Genomic DNA, 16,730 nt, shown 5'->3' on the forward strand with positions numbered 1-16,730 from the left:
ATGGATGGGAAATCTTACGTCGCGGGGGCAGGCTGCCGCGCCCTTCGGGGCGGACCCGACGGGCGAAGGGACAATTGGCAGGCAGCCGCTACGCCAGGCGCATGACCCGCAGAATATGCTCGCTCACCTTGTCGGCGTCGAATTCCGTTTCCGCCAGCCGCCGCCCGGCCTGCCCCATGCGGGCGATCAGGTTGCGGTCGGTGATGAATCGTTCCATGGCGGCGGCCAGGGCCTGGGGGTCGCGCAGGGGCACGCGGAAGCCGTTCACCCCGTCCTCCACCACCTCGCGGCAGCCGGGGGCGTCGGTGACCACGGCGGCGCGGCCCATGCTCATGCCTTCCATCACCGAGCAGGGGGTGCCTTCGCGCCACGAGGGCAGCACCACCACGCTGGCGTCGGCCACGTACGGGCGCACATCGCGGGTCTGGCCAAGATATTCGATGATTCCTTCACGCGTCCAGCCTTCCACCTCTGCAAGGGGCACGCTGCCCGGTCCGCTTTCCGGCGGGCCCAGCACGCGAAAGCGGGCGTCGGGATGTTTCGCCTTCAGCAGGCGCGCGGCTCCGGCGTATTCACGCAGGCCCTTGGCCTCCAGCAGGCGACCCACCAGCAGGAAGGTCGGCGGGTCCAGCACCGGTTCCGCCTGGGCGAAGTGGTCCAGCGCCACGCCGGTGCCCCGGCACATGGCCACGGACGTGGAGTGCGGGATGATGTGGTTGTCCTCGAACACCCGGCGGTCTTCCATGTTCTGGAAGAACACCGTGCGCACGCAGGCAAGGGCCACGCGGTAGAGCAGGGCGGCCACCCTTGTCAGCATGCGCTTGATCGGGGTGTCCGCCTCGAACATGTAGCCAAGCCCGGTGATCATGGCGTAGCGGGCGGGCACGCGCGCCAGCGCCGCCGCCGTGGCCCCGTAGATGACCGGCTTGATGGTGAAGCAGAAGGCCACGTCGGGTCGTTCCTGCCGGAAGACGCGATACAGCGCGGCAAAGGTGGCGGCGTCGCGCACGGGGTTCAGCCCTTTGCGGTCCAGGGGATAGCCCGCCACGCGGACGCCCATGGCTTCCAGCGCGGCGCGGCCTTCGGTGTCGGTGTCGGCGTCGGGCACGATGCACAGCACTTCGTGTCCCAGCGCACGGAGCCTGCGGATGAGCACGCTCCAGAAATTGACCATGGCCCGGGCCTGATTGCCCAGAATGGCGACCTTCATCTGATGCCTCGCTGGCTGAGCGACCGGATACGCCGGGCGCAGGTCCCGGCAGGGCGCCGGGGAAGTGTTGCCCCGCCCTTGGCACACGCGGCGCGGGGAGCGGAAGAACGCGCACCTTGTAACAGGTGGGCAGCACGCTGAAAAGGGGGCCGCCCGGCGGGCGGCCGGGCTGCGTTTGCGGGCCGCCGGACCGTGCGCCCCGTGCGGGGGGCTGGCCCTCCGACCGGGGTGGGCTTCCGTTTTGCGGCGGGGCGCATCGTGCCCGCAGCGTCATCATCCTGCCGTCGGGTCTGTATCCTGTTGCACCATACACGTTTCGTGCCGGGCGGCATGCTTTCCCGCGGGCTCTTTACAGGGTGTGGCGTTGGGAGTAGAAGCCCGCACGTTGGGGTGGTGCGCGGCAAGCCCGTCACCAAGGGCCCCGGACTGCGGCGGCGGACGGAACGCCACGCCGCCGTACCGCAATGCCACCGCGCGGCATGCGCCCCGCCGCACGGGCTGCGCTCTGGCGCAACACCGCCCGGCGCGCCATCCTTTGACGCAACATTCCGGCGCACGTACAATGCGCATTCCATCCGAAACCACCACTCCCTAGGGAGGATACACCACCATGACCCGTTATACCGCCCTGATGCAGGAACTGGAAGCCGCCCCCCGCACCTGGCTTGTTACCGGGGTTGCCGGATTTATCGGTTCTAACCTGCTGGAAACGCTGTTGATGCACGGCCAGAAGGTGGTGGGGCTGGACAACTTTGCCACCGGCTATCAGCGCAACCTGGACATGGTGCGCGAAATCGTGGGCGCGGACCTGTGGCGCAACTTCCGCTTCAAGGAAGGCGACATCCGCAACCTGGAGCACTGCCGCGAGGTGTGCGAAGGCGTGGACCACGTGCTGCACCAGGCCGCCCTGGGTTCCGTGCCGCGCTCCATCGAAGACCCCATCCTGGCCAACGAAAGCAATATTTCGGGCTTCGTGAACATGATGGTGGCCGCCCGTGACGCCAAGGTGAAAACCTTCGTCTACGCCGCGTCCAGTTCCACCTACGGCGACGAACCCACCCTGCCCAAGGTCGAGGACAAGATCGGCAAGCCGCTGTCTCCCTACGCGGTGACCAAGTACGTCAACGAACTGTACGCCGACGTGTTCGCCACCTGCTACGGCATGAAGGCCATCGGCCTGCGCTACTTCAACGTGTTCGGCAAGCGGCAGGATCCCTTTGGCGCCTACGCGGCGGTCATTCCGCAGTGGTTCGCCTCGCTGCTGCGCGGCGAGACCGTGTTCATCAACGGCGACGGCGAGACCAGCCGCGACTTCTGCTACATCGACAACTGCGTGCAGGCCAACCTGCTGGCCGCCACCGCCACCGACGAGGCGGCCCTGAACACGGTGTACAACGTGGCCTTCGGCGAACGCACCGACCTGAACCAGCTGTTCGACCTGATCCGCGAGGAAGTGAGCCGCCACAAGCCGGAAGCCGCCACGGCCAGGCCCGAGCACCGCGAATTCCGCTTTGGCGACGTGCGCCATTCCCTGGCCGACATCAGCCGCGCCCACACCCGGCTGGGCTACGAGCCGGTGTACAGCGTGCGCCAGGGGCTGCGCCTTTCCGGCGACTGGTACGCCGCCAACCTGAAGTAGGCGCGCTGCGCGGGTTGCCCCGCGCGGTCCCGCACGATCGCATTGTCCGTTCCGCCCCGCCGCAGCCCCTGCGGCGGGGCGTCGTGCGTTTGAAGGGGGTGGTACCCGGCGCCATGCTACTCCCGGATGTCATGTTCGCACCCACGCCCGCGCCACACGTCCGCGCCCGGCGTCCGTTTCCGGTGTCCGCTCCCGGCGGGCAGCTTGGGCGGCACGTCTTGTCGGTCGGGCTACGGAAAGAGGGGCTTGCCAAGCCCGGTCCGGAGGAGTATTTGGCGAAACATGCAAATGATTGCACCGCAACGCACAGCCGCCCACCGCAGGCTCATCGAGGCGCAGGCCGAAATCTTCAAGGCGCTGGGGCACCCCAGCCGCCTGCTGATGGTCGAGGAACTGACGCGCGGCGAACGCTGCGTGTGCGAATTGCAGGCGCTGGTGGGCTCGGATGTCTCCACGGTGTCCAAGCACCTGTCCATCCTGAAGGGCGCGGGCGTGGTGCGCGACGAGAAGCGCGGGGCCAACGTCTACTATTCGCTGTCGTTGGGATGCGTGCGGTCCTTTCTGGAGTGCACAGGGCGGCACATCGATCAGGCCGCCCAGGTGCTGTCGCAGGATCTGGCCCGGTTGGCCGCCCTGCGGTCCGGGGACTAGCTGGCGGCTTTGCGGCTGGGGCTCGGCGCGCGTCCGCGTGGAGCCGCAGCCGGATGAACGAGCGTTTTTTTTGTGGGAACATTTGCACATTACGCCAAATGAACAACTGGCGGACGCAGTGGCGCGGCCCGTCACCGAGCGGAAGGCAACATAACGATGACCAGCGGACATGGCACCAACGGCAAGAACGGTCCCGACGGAAAGAACGGCCCCGATGGCAAGGACACGGAGACATTCGCATCACCCGGGGGTACGCGGGCGGACATGCCCGAGGATAGGCCAACGGGCCTCCCGGCGCAGGGACAGCCCGGGCATGATGCGTGGCCCGGCACGGCGGGCGACGCATCCGGATGCGCCTGCATGACCGCCGGGAGCGCGCCAGCCCCCGGCGCCCTTGCCTCCGGGTTGCGACCATTGCAGCCCGTTGCCCCGCATGCGGCATCCACCGGCGGGGGGTGCGGCTGTGCGAGCGCGTCCGGCACATTCGGCATGTCCGCCTCGTCTGGCGCGGCGGCATCGTCCGGTCCCTCGCTGACGCCCCTTGCGCCCCGTGCTACCCTTGCTCCCCTGGATGGCCCGGCCAGCCTGACCCCACTCTCCGGCGGTGGCTCCGCCGCCGGTGGGGGGTGCGCCTGTTCCGCTCCTGTCGCCGCCGCCGCGCAAGCCCCGGCCCTGTCGCCGGGGCAGGAGCGCGCCGGGCTGTTGCGCCGCCTGTCCATCATGGCTGTGTGTCTGGTCGCGTGGTGGGCGGTGTACCTGAACCTGCCCGCCGCCTCCCGCTCGCTGACGTACGGCATGCTGGGCCTGACGCCCGGTTCGCATCTGGGCGAGGCGGTGGAATTCTTCCTGTACGACACCCCCAAGGTGCTCATGCTGCTTTCGCTGGTGGTCTTCGGCATCGGCCTGGTGCGTTCGTTCTTCACGCCGCAGCGCACCCGCCGCCTGCTGGCCGGGCGCGGCGAGGCCGTGGGCAACGTGCTGGCCGCCCTGCTGGGCATCGTCACCCCGTTCTGTTCCTGCTCGGCGGTGCCGCTGTTCATCGGCTTCGTCTCCGCCGGGGTGCCGTTGGGGGTGACCTTTTCGTTCCTGGTGTCCGCGCCCATGATTAACGAGATCGCCGTGGTCATGCTGTACGGCCTGCTGGGCTGGAAGGTGGCCGCCCTGTATGCGGGCACGGGCCTTGCCATCGCCATCGTGTCCGGCTGGATCATCGGGCGGCTGGGCATGGAACGCCACATCGAGGGCTGGGTGTTGCAGGTGCGGGCCGAGGCGGAACAGATGCACGACGCGGGCCTGTCCTGGTCCGGGCGCATCGACTACGGCGTGCAGGCCATGCGCGACATCGTGGGCAAGGTCTGGCCGTGGGTGGTGCTGGGCATCGGGGTGGGCGCGGGCATCCACGGCTACGTGCCGGAGGGGTTCATGGCCTCCATCATGGGGCGTGGGGCGTGGTGGGCCGTGCCGCTGGCCGTGGCCATCGGCATTCCCATGTACTCCAACGCGGCGGGCATGATCCCCGTGGTGCAGGCCCTGCTGGGCAAGGGGGCCGCGCTGGGCACGGTGCTGGCGTTCATGATGGCCGTCATCGCCCTGTCCCTGCCGGAGGCGGTGATGCTGCGCCGCGTGCTGAAGCCCCGGCTGGTGGCCGTGTTCTTCGGCGTGGTGGGTCTGGGCATCATGCTGGTGGGGTACCTGTTCAACGCCCTGGTGTGACGGCATCCCCCACGGGGTGCATCGGAAAAAACGCAGACGGGCGCATGGCACACCCCCGGGGAGTGCCATGCGCCCGTACTGCGTTTCCGCTCCCTCTCGCCGTCCGAGCGTTGGCAGAATGACGGCGAAAGGTGATTTTCCGGCCCCTAGCGCCAGCATCGGGGCCGGAAAATCGTATGGGGAGGGGAGTATCTTGCCGGTGCGTGCCGCGTGGGGCGGCCAGCGCCTCGGCTACCCGATCAGGGCGTACATTTCGCGGGCGTCGGCGTGGTCGGGCGCGCGGTCGAGAATGACCTCGAGTTCGGCCCGCGCCTCGTCCTTGCGGCCAAGGGAGATCAGGCACCCGGCCAGCGAGAAGCGCACGTTGTCCTTTTCGGGGGAAAGTTCCAGGAAGGCCCGCAGGTGGGCCACCACTTCTTCGATGCGGCCAAGGTGGTAGCCAAGGCGCAGCAGGCCGTTCATGGCCACCAGGTTGCCGGGGTTCATGCCCAGCGCGGCCACGAAATGGTCGAAGGCCTCGGCGTGCGCGCCGGTTTCCATCTCCACCAGGCCCATGCCCGCCAGCGACTTGTCGTTGGCTTCGATGTTGGCGGCCTTGCGGTACAGCACCAGGGCGGCTTCAAGGTTGCCGCGCTGCACGGCGATGGTGGCGAGCCCGAGGTACGGGTCCGGATGCACGCCGTTGCTGCCGGCGGCCTTGCGGTAGTACTCTTCGGCCTTTTCCAGGTCACCCATGAAAAGGTAGCACTCGCCCAGTTCCTTGTTGATTTCGTAATCGAGATGGTTGCTCATGTTCTCCCCTCCATGCCGTAGGGCATTGCGCTTCTGGGTCGCCCCGCGCTGCGCGGGACGGGCGCCGTTCCGGCGCCGGAGCGGTTCGCCTGTCGGATTCGCGAACGCTCACGGGAAAGCTGTGCCCATGTCCTTCGCTTAGCACTATGCGTGCCATTGCTGGCTGCGAAGTGTTCGTGGGCGCAGCAAGCCTAGCAAACCATGTGCCACGTCATTTTGACGGGGTGATGCCGTGTTTGCAACCCACTAATATGTAAGCTGTGTTTGCAATCGTTAAGCGGGCATGGGGCCATGCTCCGGCATGTCCCGGCAGGGCACGGGGCGACGGGGACACCGCCCGCTGGGCACAAAGCGCCGGTTTGCCGTCCTTGCTGTCGTGCTCATGCCCTGCACGGGGGGCAAATCCTGCCGCATGCCTCCATGCGTCCCCGGATATCGACGCCGCCCGGTCATCCGCGTGATGGTCGGGCGGCGTCGTCATTCCGGCGGGCGCGGGCTACGCGAAATGCTGCGTTTTTTCATGTAATCATGCGGTATTAAAAACATTCATGGCGCTGGAACACCTCTTGCTGAACCGGGTGTGCATCCACGGGCCGCACAGGCGGTCACCATACCCTGCGCGGCACACGCCCCAGGGGCGAAAAGGGGAGGAATCCCGCATGAAAAGCCTTTACGAACCGCATGTGAACCTTGTCGGCAAGGTCATGGACATGCAGCTCCAGCGTCAGAATGTCGTCATGAGCAACATCGCCAACGTCCGGACGCCCGGCTACAAGCCGCGCGAACTGGAGTTCGAGAAGCAGTTGCAGTCGGCGCTGGGGCTGGACGCCAAGGGGCGGATGACCCGCACCGAGCAGAACCACCTGCCCTCCGAGTTCAGCGCCGACGGCTTCAACGCCGACTGGGAAAAGGCGGCCAAGCCGCGCGTCATCCACGGCGAAGACCGCGTGAACCTGGACAAGGAAATGGCCAAGATGGCCAAGAACTCCCTGCATTATTCCGCCCTTACCACCGTCATTCGCGGCAACCTCGAGGGCGTCAAGAACATCATACAGGAAGGGCAGAAGTAATGGACTTCATGACTGCCATTGATATCGGCGCCTCCGCACTCAACGCGGAGCGCACGAACATGAACATCATCTCCATGAACCTGGCCAACGTGAAGACCACCCGCACCGAGCAGGGCGGTCCCTACCGGCGCAAGACCACCATCATGGCGGCCCAGGACATCGACGACCCCTTCGCCAAGCACATGCAGGGCGCCCTGGACCGCGAACTGAAAGGTGTGCGCGTGATGCACGTGGCCACCGACTCGCGCCCCCTCAAGCGCGTGTACGAACCCGGCCACCCCGACGCGGACCAGGACGGCTTCGTCGCCTACCCGGACATCAACGTGGTGGAGGAAATGGCCAGCCTGATGACCGCCCAGCGCGGCTACGAGGCCAACGTGACCACCATCGACACCGTCAAGGCCATGTACACCAAGGCCTTGGAAATCAGCCGCTAGGTAACGGGGAGATACGGCCATGAGCATCCAGGCAGTAGGGCTGAAGGCCTATTCCAACGCCCTCGGCAACTTCACCAAGGCCGAACAGGCCACCCGCGCCACCGCCGCGCCCACGGCGTCCGGCGTTCAGGCCAAGTCGTTCACCAACACGCTCTCCGAGTCGCTGACCAAGGTGAACGAGATGCAGACCGAAAAGTCGCAGATGATCCAGGCGTTCGCGTCGGGCGAAACCCAGAACGTGCACGAACTGATGATCACCCTGCAAAAGGCCGGACTTGCCGTGAACATGACCTCCGCCGTGCGGAACAAGGTCATGGAGGCGTACAAGGAACTCAGTCGCATCCAATTCTAGGGCGCGGTCGGCCTTTCGCCCTCCGGCGTACCGACCCGAAGGGCGCGCAGCGTGGCCGTTAGGCGAGCTTGCGAGCCTTACGGGCATCGAGAGCAAAGCGTCAGGCATCGCCTTTTACTCCGGTCACGTACGAGAAAAGTACGCTCCCTTCGTAAAAGACTCGCCTTCCTCGCCGGAGAACGGAAATCCGGCAGATCGGGACGCCCGGCAGACGACGGGAATCATCCGAATGCCCCGGCGGGCGGTGGCCCCTCGCCGGAGAACGAAAATTCGACCACGCCAGGCGCTCGGTAAGCGACGGAAATCATCCGAATGCCCCGAAGCGAGGCTTGAAGAGACTGACCGATCCGCACCGCCCATCGCATTACGCCGCGCATAGCAGTCCAGAGACCACTCGCCAGAGACGACCCCGGAGGAAGAACACATGGCTCCCGCTCTCGCAGACGTCATCCAGAAGGCCAAGGGCTTCTGGGAACGCATCTCCATCTCGCAGCGCATCTTCATCGCCGGTCTGGCCGTGGCGGTGGTGGCCGTGTTCTTCGGCCTGGTGTTCTGGATGAACCGTCCCGACTACCGGGTGCTGTACTCCAACCTGTCGCCCGAGGACGCCAGCCGCGTGGTCAAGCTGTTGCAGGCCGACAAGGTGGCCTACAAGCTGGAGAGCGGCGGCTCGTCCATCACCGTGCCCGCCGACAAGGTGTACGACCTGCGGTTGAAGGTGGCCGGTGAAGGCAATCTGGTGGGCCAGGGCATCGGCTTCGAGATTTTCGACCAGGTCAAGGTGGGCCAGACCGACTTCGTCCAGAAGATCAACTACCAGCGCGCCCTGCAGGGCGAACTTTCGCGCACCATCTCGGAATTTCCCAACGTGGAGAGCGCGCGGGTGCACCTGGTCATTCCGCACCGCAGCCTGTTCATCGAGGAACAGCAGAAGCCGTCCGTCTCGGTGGTGCTGAAGCTGCGCGACAGCAGCAAGAAGCTGGAGTCCAAGGACGTGCAGGCCATCGTCAATCTGGTGGTCATGGCCGTGGAAGGGCTGGACAAATACAAGGTGTCCATCGCCGACACCACCGGCAAGATCCTGTACGCCCCGGACGAGGACGGCAGCATCACCGGCATGACCACCACCCAGCTCGACCACAAGCTGCGCATGCAGCAGACCCTGGAGCGGCGCATAGAAGAGCTGCTCTACCCGGTGCTGGGCGCGGGCAAGATCATCGCCAAGGTCAACGCCGACCTCGACTTCAGCCAGCGTACCATCCGCAAGGAACTGTACGACCCCGAAAAGACCGTGGTGCGCAGTGAACAGCGCAGCGAAGAATCGCAGCGCGGCCGTTCCAACCTCGAAGCCGGTTCGCCCGACGCAAATTTCCGGGGCGATTCGCCCACGGGCGGCGCGTCCACCCAGGAAGGCAACCGCGAAACCCGCACCACCAACTACGAAATCAACAAGGAAGAACAGAATATCGTTGCCCAGGTGGGCGACATTTCCCGCCTGACCGTTGCGGTGATCGTGGACGGCACGTATGAGAAGGGGGCGGACGGACAGTGGGCCTTCGTTCCCCGCAAGGCCGAAGATGTCGAGCGCATCCGCCAGCTGGTGGGCAATGCCGTGGGGTACGACCGCGCGCGCGGCGACACCATAGAGGTCAGCAGCATTTCGTTCGGCGGGCCGGACGTGCCGCAGGAATCGAGCCTGCCCCAGTTGGTCATGGACTACGCCCTGCGCCTTGGCAAGCCGCTGCTCAACGCCCTGCTGGTCTTCCTGTTCCTGGTGCTGGTGGTGCGCCCGGTGGTGCTCGCCATGATCCGTCCCCGCGTGGAGGGAGAGATGATCGAAGGGTTGGAAGGTCTGCCCGAAGGTGAAGAGCGTCTTGCGCTCATCGAGGGCGACGAGGAAGTGGACGCGCTGGACGCGTTGAAGAAGATCGAGGACATCAAGGCTCACGCCCTGCAAATGGCCGAACAGAACATGGATCAGGCCGTGAGCATCATCAGGAGCTGGTTGAAGCATGGCGACGGATCAAAGGTTGGAGCAGCTTAAGGGGCCCCAGAAGACGGCGATCCTGCTTCTCGCCCTGGGCGACAAGTTCACCGCCGAAATCTTCAAGCGCATGGAGCGGCAGGAAATCGCCGCCGTCTCCAAGGCCATCGTGGAACTGGACACCGTGCCCAAGGAGCTGGTGGAGGACGTCCTGCGCGAATTCCACCATGCCCTGGTCACCGGCCAGGACATGATCGCCGGCGGCGCCGAGGCCGTGAAGCGCATGCTCATGAAGAACCTGGACAGCGAGACCGCCAAGTACATCATGGACTCGCTGAACCTCGACTCCGGCCCCGCGCCCTTCCGCGAACTGGGCAACGTCAGCCCGCGCCTGCTGGCCCAGATCCTGCGCAACGAACACCCGCAGACCCTGGCGCTGATCCTGGGGCACATGCACCCGGACAAGGCCGCGGAACTTTTGACCAACCTGCCCGCGGGCGTGCGGCCCGAGGTGCTCATGCGCCTTGCCCGCCTGGAAGCCGTGCCCGAAGACATGCTGATGGAAGTGGACAAGGTGCTGCAAAGCCAGCTCATCGCCATGGGCGGCAAGGAAGGCAAGAAGGTGGGCGGCGTGCCCTCCGTGGCCGAAATCCTCAACGCCGTGGACCGCGCCACCGAAGAGGAAGTGCTGGCCGAAATCGAGGAAGAATCCTCGCAGATGGCCGAAGACATCCGCAACCTCATGTTCGTGTTCGAGGACGTGAAGGCGCTGGACGACCGGGGCATCCGCGAACTGCTCAAGGAAATCTCCAACGAGGACCTGACAATGGCCCTGCGCGGCGCCTCCGAGGATCTGCGCGACAAGTTCTTCAAGAACATGTCGGAACGCGCGGCCACCATGATCCGCGAAGACCTCGAGATCATGGGCCCCACGCGCCTGTCCGACGTGGAAGGCGCGCAGCAGAACGTCGTGAAGACGGTGCGCAGGCTGGAAACCGAGGGCCGCATCATCGTGGGCCGCGGAGGCGGAGATGTCTTCGTCTGATTCCGGCAAGCCGGAACGGTGGGGCACCATCTTCATGGGGCCCAGCCCCTTTGCCGAGACCACCCTGTCCGGCATGGAGGGCGCCAACCCGCGCCCGCTGTGGGACGAGACAACCGAAGAGGAATACATGGCGCGCGTGCGCGCCAAGGCGGAAGCCAGGGCGCGCGAGGTGCTGGACAAGGCCGCAGAGGTGCTGGCCCAGGCCCGTGCAGAGGCCGAGGTGCTGCGCGCCGCCGCCCACGAGCAGGGCCGCAACGACGGCTACGCCGATGGCATGGCCCAGGCCCAGCACGAACTGGACGAGTTTCGCGCGGCCATGGGCGAATCGGTGTCCGCCGTGCTGGCCGCCATTCAGGGGCAGTGCTCGTCCATTTTCGCCGCGTGGCGCGGCGACCTGGTGGACCTGATGCGCACGGCGGTGGAACGCAGCGTGGGCCTGGTGGTGGACGCCGAGCGCGCCGCCGTGCTGGAGACGCTGTTCGTGAAGTCGGTGCAGGCGCTGGAAAGCCGCCGTACCCTGACCATTCGCGTGAACCCCGAGGACGAACCGGCCGTGGCCGACATCATCGCCGCCACCAAGGACCGCTTTCCCGGCCTGGAGGCCTGGAGCGTGCGCGGTGACGCGGGCATCGGCCCCGGCGGCATGGTGGTGGAAAGCCGTGACGGCATGGTGGACAACACCATCGAAACCCGCCGCAGGATCATCGAGGACGTGCTGGCCGGGCTGACCCTGCCCGAGGATCGCCCATGATCTCGTCCATGATCTTATCCATGCGTGGGGACCGCCCGTGACTCCGCCCGACAGCCCCCGCGACAGCCGCCTGTCGGGGCTCGATCCTGCCGCCTGCCAGCGCCTGCTGGGCGAGGTGCAGGCCATGCAGACCTACGGCAAGGTCACCAAGGTGGTGGGCCTGGTTGCCGAAGGCTGCGGCATAAAGGCCCCGCTGGGCGCGGTGTGCCACATGCTGCCCGAAGGGTGCGAATCCGGCCTTGTGGGCGGTGCCGTGCGGCAGGGCGCCGCGCCAGACCCCGCCACCTGCGAGGGCATTGCCGCCGAGGTGGTGGGCTTTCGCGACGGCAACCTGCTGTTCATGCCCTATGGCGACCTGCGCGGCATCCGCCCCGGCAGCCTCATCCGCAACACCAGCCTGCCCCCCGTCTTTCCCGTGGGCGACGCCCTGCTGGGCCGCGCCTTCGACGCATTCGGCGCGCCGCTGGACAGCGGCGCCCATGTGGCCACCACCGGCGTGGCCCCCCTGTACGCCTCGCCCCCCAACCCGCTGGCCCGCCCCCGCATTTCCGACCCGCTGGACGTGGGGGTGCGCGTCATCAACAGCCTGCTCACCCTGGGCAAGGGGCAGCGCGTGGGCATCATGGCCGGTTCGGGCGTCGGCAAATCGACGCTCATGGGCATGATGGCCCGGTACACCGTGGCCGACGTGAACGTCATCGGCCTCATCGGCGAACGTGGCCGCGAGGTGGTGGAATTCATGGAAAAGGATCTGGGGCCGGAAGGCATGGCCCGGTCCGTGCTCATCGTGGCCACGTCCGACCAGTCGCCCCTGGTGCGCATGCGCGCCGCCTATGCCGCCACCGCCGTGGCCGAGTTTTTCCGCGACCAGGGCAAGGACGTGCTGCTGATGATGGATTCGGTGACGCGCTTCGCCATGGCCGCGCGCGAGGTGGGGCTGGCCGTGGGCGAACCGCCCACGACAAAGGGCTACACCCCCACCGTGTTCGCCCAGCTGCCCAAGCTGCTGGAACGCGCGGGCCGCAGCGAAAAGGGCACCATCACCGGCATCTACACCGTGCTCGTGGACGGCGACGACTTCAACGAACCCATTGCCGACGCGGTGCGCTCCATTCTGGACGGGCACATCGTGCTTACCCGCGACCTGGCCGACATGGGCCACTTTCCCGCCATCGACGTGCTGCGCTCCATCAGCCGGTTGCGCAGCGACATCTGCGCCAAGAACGTGGTGGACGCGGGCCGCGTGGTCACCCGGCACCTGGCCACCTTCCGCAAGGCCGAGGACATGATCAACATCGGGGCCTACGCGCAGGGCAGCAACCCGGACATCGACAAGGCCATCGCCATGAACGGCCCCATCAACGCCTTTCTGCGCCAGGACGTGACCGACGCCGCGCCGCTGGCAGATTCGTTCGCGCAGTTGCAGGGGTTGGCCGCCGGATAGGGCAGGTGCGAAGGTTGGCGACGATTTTCGAAACGAGAGCGGGCGGGACGGCAATGTCCCGCCCGTTGGCGTTCTGAAGGGAAATCCGGCGCGGTGCGCCCGCGTCACGCGGTGCGTCGCTGCCCTGTTGCCAGCCGCCATGCCCACACCGCCGCGCATCCGGCAAGCAGGCCCACCAGCCAGCCGCCCAGCACGTCGGAAGGGTAGTGCTTGCCAAGGTACAGGCGCGAATAGCCCACCACCAGCGGCAGCAGGAACGCCAGATACAGCAGGCGGGACGCGGGGCGCGGGGATGCCGCGTTCGTGCCAGATAGGCCAGACGGGCCAGACGGGCCAGACGGGGCGTCGTCCCTGCGTCGCCCGGCGCAGGCCGCGCCCAGGCCCGGCAGCATGGCGTACAGCGCAACGGCCACGGCCATGGTGTTGGCCGCATGGGCCGAGACGAAGGAATCGCCCTTGTTCTTGCGCTGCTTGAAGTCCGTCGGGTTCTGCCGCCATTCCCCGCCGTCGCGGTAGTGCACCATCGGCAGGGCCTTCAGCGGGCGCACCCGGTCGGTGGCCTTCTTGAACACGTTGCTGGAGGCGTCGGCCAGCCCGGCGGCAATGCCCACCACCAGCAGCAGGGCTAGCAGCGGCCGCAGCCCGGCCTTGCCGCTGCGGGCCAGGTACAGGGCTCCGCAGGCGGCAATGGCCACCCACAGCAGCAGGGTGCTGGAGACGAGCGGCATCAGCAGGTCCAGCGCAGCGTTGCGCCAGTCCACGTTGACGCGCAGCAGCCACTCGATGTCCCACGTGAAGGGGGTGTCGAAGATGTGCAGCATGGGGGTGTGGGGAAAGAGTGTGTGGTGGGCCGGATGTCCGGCCATGGGGTGGAAGCGGTCGTGCGCCTAGTTCAGGATGTAGCGCATGGGATTCACGCACACCCCGTTCAGGCGCACCTCGTAGTGCAGGTGCGGGCCTGTGCTGCGCCCGGAGTTGCCGATGTAGCCGATCAGGTCGCCCCGGTTGATGGTCTGGCCTTCCTTCAGCACGAAGCGCTGCATGTGCGCGTAGCGGGTGGCAAGCCCCCCGCCGTGTTGCAGCACCACGCAGTTGCCGTACGCGCCGTCCACGGCGGCGAAGGTGACGGTGCCGCGCGCCGGGGAATAGATGGGCGTGCCGGGGCGGTTGATGACGTCGATGCCCTTGTGGAATTCGCCCTTGCCGGTGAAGGGCGAGACGCGCATGCCGAAGGTGGAGGAAATGTAGCCGTCGGCGGGCCAGATGGAGGGGGTGGCGGCCAGCACCTCGCGGTTGTCGCGCAGGGTGCGCACCAGTTCCTGCTGGCGCACCTCTTCCAGCCGCACGTCGGTGGAAAGCTGCTGCAGGAAGCTGTGCATCTTGCGGGCCAGCAGTTCCTGACGGTGCAGGGGCAGGTAGCTCTTGGAAAAATCTTCGGAACGCGAGCCGCCCATGGAGGCGATTTCGCCGGGGTCCTTCTCCATGTTCATCATCAGGCGCAGCTTGGAGTCGAACTGCTGCACGCGCGAAAGGTCGGCCTGAAGGGTGCGCACCTTGCCCACCATGTTCAGCATCTGCCCGTTCTGTTCCTCCACCGTGCGCTCGGCCTCGGCCAGTCGGCGCTGCAAGGCCGCGTTTTCCGTATAGAAGCCCCACAACCACACGTTGGCACCGGCCAGCGCCAGCACAAGGCAGACCACGGCGAAACCGAACCACCCGCGCATGCGCAGGTTGCGGTGGGCGCCGTCGCGTTCCTTGAGGATGACGATGTGGTATTTGCCGAGCAGCATGTGTCGGGCGTGGTCCTTGGTTGTGTGGGGCCTGAATGACGGGGCCGGGGGTAGGCAGCGCCGGGCAGCAGAGGGGGCCGGATCGCACGGAAGCCGGTAGTGCAGGCGTGGCTGGCCGCGTTGCGGCTGGCGTCAGAGCGTAGCCATTGGTCTAGCGTTATTGGTCCGAGGGTGTCAACCCAAGCTGCCAGCGAATCAACCCGTTGAAAATGTTGGCTTTGGCGAATTTGCTGCCCTTGCACAGTTCCTTCACCTCGTCGGTCATCTCGCTGCGGCGCGAATCGAAGGCCGACGGGCAGGGGTTGGTCCACACGGGCAGGTTCCACTGCTTCACGGCGCGGGCAATGACCGGCTTTTCCACCAGCATCATGGGGCGGATTACCGTCAACCTGCCGCCGAAGAAGGCTTCCTTCATGGACATGCCGTCCACCCGGCCTGTCTGCACCAGGTTCATGAAGAAGGTGGTCACCAGGTCGTCGGCGTTGTGGCCGAAGGCCAGGTGGGTCAGCCCGTACTGCTTGCACAGTTCGAACAGTCGGGTGCGGCGCAGCTTGGCGCAGTAGAAGCAGGGCGAATTGCGCAGGTTGGCGGGCGAATGGGCCACGGGGCCGTGGTCGGTGACCTCTATGTGCGAGGCCACGCCGTTGGCGCGCAGCCATGGCAGCAGCGGGGCGTGGTTGTGCGGGTCGAAGCCGGGGTTCACGTGCAGGGCCATGATCTCGAACCTGAAGGGCACGATGCGCTGGCGCAGTTTCAGCACCTGCAACAGCACCCAGCTGTCCATGCCGCCGGAAACGGCCACGCCGATGCGCGCGCCGGGGTGGATCATGGCGGTCTGCTGCATCAGCTTGCCTGCGGCGGTGACGCACTGCTTCTGGGCGTAGGACAGTTTTTCGCGGGGCATGGAGGTCTCCGTATGTCGGGATGGCGGGCCGGGCGGGGGCTTGCGGCAGGGACGGCGCGTGACGGTATGGCCGGGTGCCGACCGGTGCGGAGGCGAAGCGCGGACCGCCGGGCCGCCCCCCGATACCCCGGCGCGAAGGCGGAAGCAACCGCTGACACCGCTGACACCGCAGGCGCCGCCGTGTCTGCCGGTTCGTCGCGTCCGGCTGGCCCGCCGCGCCCACCTGGCCCACTTGGCCCGGCTGGTCCGTGCGCCTCATCTGGCCGCCCGCCCTGCCTGCTCCGCCTGTTCCGCCTAGTCCGCCCGGTCCGCCCGGTCCGCCTGTTCCGCCAGACGCCCGGCCCTTCCGGGTCTCGGGTGGTCACGGGCTTCGCTGCCGCCAGGGTTTCGCCATCCCGGCGCGCCGTGCATCAATAAGAAGAACGGTGGACGTTCGCACGTTGTCTCCGCGCCCGGCACCAGGACGTGCTTGACGTGTCTTGACAGGACGGGTATGTTGCGCAGCTTGGCGTAATGCGTCCGCATGTCGCCGGTGTGCCGACTCCGATGTCATCCCTGATGTCGCCCCAGTGTGCACAAGTGTGCCCCAGTGCCGGAAGTTCACCGCCGCCCGCAGGAAATCGCGCGGGGGGCTGGACAACCGGCCTTGCCGCATTACCTGAAAGAGGCGTTGCGCGCCCGTGCCGCACGCCCAATCCTTTCCGCAAGGAGCTCCCATGGCCCGCATTACCGTTGAAGACTGCCAGGAACGCGTCGATAACCGCTTCCTTCTCGTGCAGATGGCCATCAAGCGCGTGCATCAGTACCGTGAAGGGTACGAGGCGCTGGTGGATTCGCGCAACAAGGAAGTGGTAACCGCCCTGCGCGAAATCGCCGCAGGCAAGGTGCTGCCCGATGAAGAGGCGCGCTACGTGGAGACCGAGGAAGACTTCCGGGCCGAATAGCCAG

16 protein-coding genes are annotated in these 16,730 nt (G+C 66.7%); 11 read left to right on the forward strand and 5 right to left on the reverse strand.

The features are described from left to right. Positions 1 to 88: 88 nt before the first annotated feature. Positions 89 to 1,210 carry a glycosyltransferase family 4 protein gene (locus K6142_RS00085; RefSeq protein WP_012613387.1) on the reverse strand — a complete coding sequence of 374 codons (1,122 nt, stop codon included), beginning with the start codon at positions 1,208 to 1,210 and terminating at the stop codon, positions 89 to 91. Between the two features lie 610 nt (positions 1,211 to 1,820). Here K6142_RS00085 and K6142_RS00090 point away from each other — a divergent pair. The 3 genes from K6142_RS00090 (at position 1,821) to K6142_RS00100 (ending at position 5,213) form a co-directional block, all read left to right on the forward strand. Continuing rightward, positions 1,821 to 2,849, forward strand: a complete 1,029-nt coding sequence (locus K6142_RS00090; protein WP_190243774.1) for an NAD-dependent epimerase/dehydratase family protein — start codon at positions 1,821 to 1,823, stop codon at positions 2,847 to 2,849. Between the two features lie 282 nt (positions 2,850 to 3,131). Next, positions 3,132 to 3,500 (forward strand): ArsR/SmtB family transcription factor, encoded by a 369-nt coding sequence (locus tag K6142_RS00095; RefSeq protein ID WP_190243775.1) that lies wholly within the window; start codon positions 3,132 to 3,134, stop codon positions 3,498 to 3,500. Positions 3,501 to 4,220: 720 nt separating this feature from the next. After that, positions 4,221 to 5,213 (forward strand): permease, encoded by a 993-nt coding sequence (locus K6142_RS00100; RefSeq protein ID WP_190243795.1) that lies wholly within the window; start codon positions 4,221 to 4,223, stop codon positions 5,211 to 5,213. 231 nt (positions 5,214 to 5,444) lie between these two features. Here K6142_RS00100 and K6142_RS00105 read toward each other — a convergent pair whose 3' ends face one another. Next, on the reverse strand, positions 5,445 to 6,005 hold the full coding sequence (locus K6142_RS00105) for a tetratricopeptide repeat protein (protein WP_012613391.1): 561 nt from the start codon (positions 6,003 to 6,005) through the stop codon (positions 5,445 to 5,447). A gap of 659 nt (positions 6,006 to 6,664) precedes the next feature. Here K6142_RS00105 and flgB point away from each other — a divergent pair. The 7 genes from flgB to K6142_RS00140 all read left to right on the forward strand — a co-directional run bounded on the left by flgB (position 6,665) and on the right by K6142_RS00140 (position 13,088). Next, the gene (gene flgB, locus K6142_RS00110; RefSeq protein WP_012613392.1) at positions 6,665 to 7,075 is read left to right on the forward strand and encodes a flagellar basal body rod protein FlgB; all 411 of its coding nucleotides are present in this window, start codon (positions 6,665 to 6,667) and stop codon (positions 7,073 to 7,075) included. After that, on the forward strand, positions 7,075 to 7,512 hold the full coding sequence (gene flgC, locus K6142_RS00115; RefSeq protein ID WP_012613393.1) for a flagellar basal body rod protein FlgC: 438 nt from the start codon (positions 7,075 to 7,077) through the stop codon (positions 7,510 to 7,512). The genes flgB and flgC overlap by 1 nt, the downstream gene beginning before the upstream one ends. 19 nt (positions 7,513 to 7,531) lie before the next feature. Further along, the gene (gene fliE / locus K6142_RS00120) at positions 7,532 to 7,864 is read left to right on the forward strand and encodes a flagellar hook-basal body complex protein FliE (protein WP_190243776.1); all 333 of its coding nucleotides are present in this window, start codon (positions 7,532 to 7,534) and stop codon (positions 7,862 to 7,864) included. Between the two features lie 424 nt (positions 7,865 to 8,288). After that, a complete protein-coding gene (gene fliF, locus K6142_RS00125) occupies positions 8,289 to 9,908 on the forward strand; it encodes a flagellar basal-body MS-ring/collar protein FliF (RefSeq protein WP_190243777.1) in 1,620 nt (539 codons plus the stop codon). After that, the gene (fliG, locus tag K6142_RS00130; RefSeq protein WP_012613396.1) at positions 9,877 to 10,893 is read left to right on the forward strand and encodes a flagellar motor switch protein FliG; all 1,017 of its coding nucleotides are present in this window, start codon (positions 9,877 to 9,879) and stop codon (positions 10,891 to 10,893) included. Before fliF ends, fliG begins: the two co-directional genes overlap by 32 nt. After that, entirely contained in the window at positions 10,880 to 11,644 is a 765-nt protein-coding gene (locus tag K6142_RS00135; RefSeq protein ID WP_190243778.1) for a FliH/SctL family protein, read from the forward strand. The genes fliG and K6142_RS00135 overlap by 14 nt, the downstream gene beginning before the upstream one ends. Before the next feature lie 70 nt (positions 11,645 to 11,714). After that, positions 11,715 to 13,088 (forward strand): FliI/YscN family ATPase, encoded by a 1,374-nt coding sequence (locus K6142_RS00140; protein WP_263284247.1) that lies wholly within the window; start codon positions 11,715 to 11,717, stop codon positions 13,086 to 13,088. A gap of 104 nt (positions 13,089 to 13,192) precedes the next feature. Here K6142_RS00140 and K6142_RS00145 read toward each other — a convergent pair whose 3' ends face one another. The 3 genes from K6142_RS00145 to K6142_RS00155 form a co-directional block, all read right to left on the reverse strand. Beyond that, positions 13,193 to 13,954 carry a phosphatase PAP2 family protein gene (locus tag K6142_RS00145; protein ID WP_190243779.1) on the reverse strand — a complete coding sequence of 254 codons (762 nt, stop codon included), beginning with the start codon at positions 13,952 to 13,954 and terminating at the stop codon, positions 13,193 to 13,195. A 21-nt stretch (positions 13,955 to 13,975) separates the two neighbouring features. Then, entirely contained in the window at positions 13,976 to 14,878 is a 903-nt protein-coding gene (locus K6142_RS00150) for a M23 family metallopeptidase (protein ID WP_190243780.1), read from the reverse strand. Between the two features lie 157 nt (positions 14,879 to 15,035). Beyond that, the gene (locus tag K6142_RS00155) at positions 15,036 to 15,782 is read right to left on the reverse strand and encodes an ATP-binding protein (protein WP_190243781.1); all 747 of its coding nucleotides are present in this window, start codon (positions 15,780 to 15,782) and stop codon (positions 15,036 to 15,038) included. 716 nt (positions 15,783 to 16,498) lie between these two features. On the opposite strand from K6142_RS00155, the gene rpoZ reads away from it, so the two are divergent. Beyond that, positions 16,499 to 16,726, forward strand: a complete 228-nt coding sequence (rpoZ, locus tag K6142_RS00160) for a DNA-directed RNA polymerase subunit omega (RefSeq protein ID WP_012613402.1) — start codon at positions 16,499 to 16,501, stop codon at positions 16,724 to 16,726. Positions 16,727 to 16,730 lie beyond the last annotated feature (4 nt).

Source organism: Nitratidesulfovibrio sp. SRB-5, assembly GCF_019931275.1.
GTDB lineage: Bacteria > Desulfobacterota > Desulfovibrionia > Desulfovibrionales > Desulfovibrionaceae > Cupidesulfovibrio.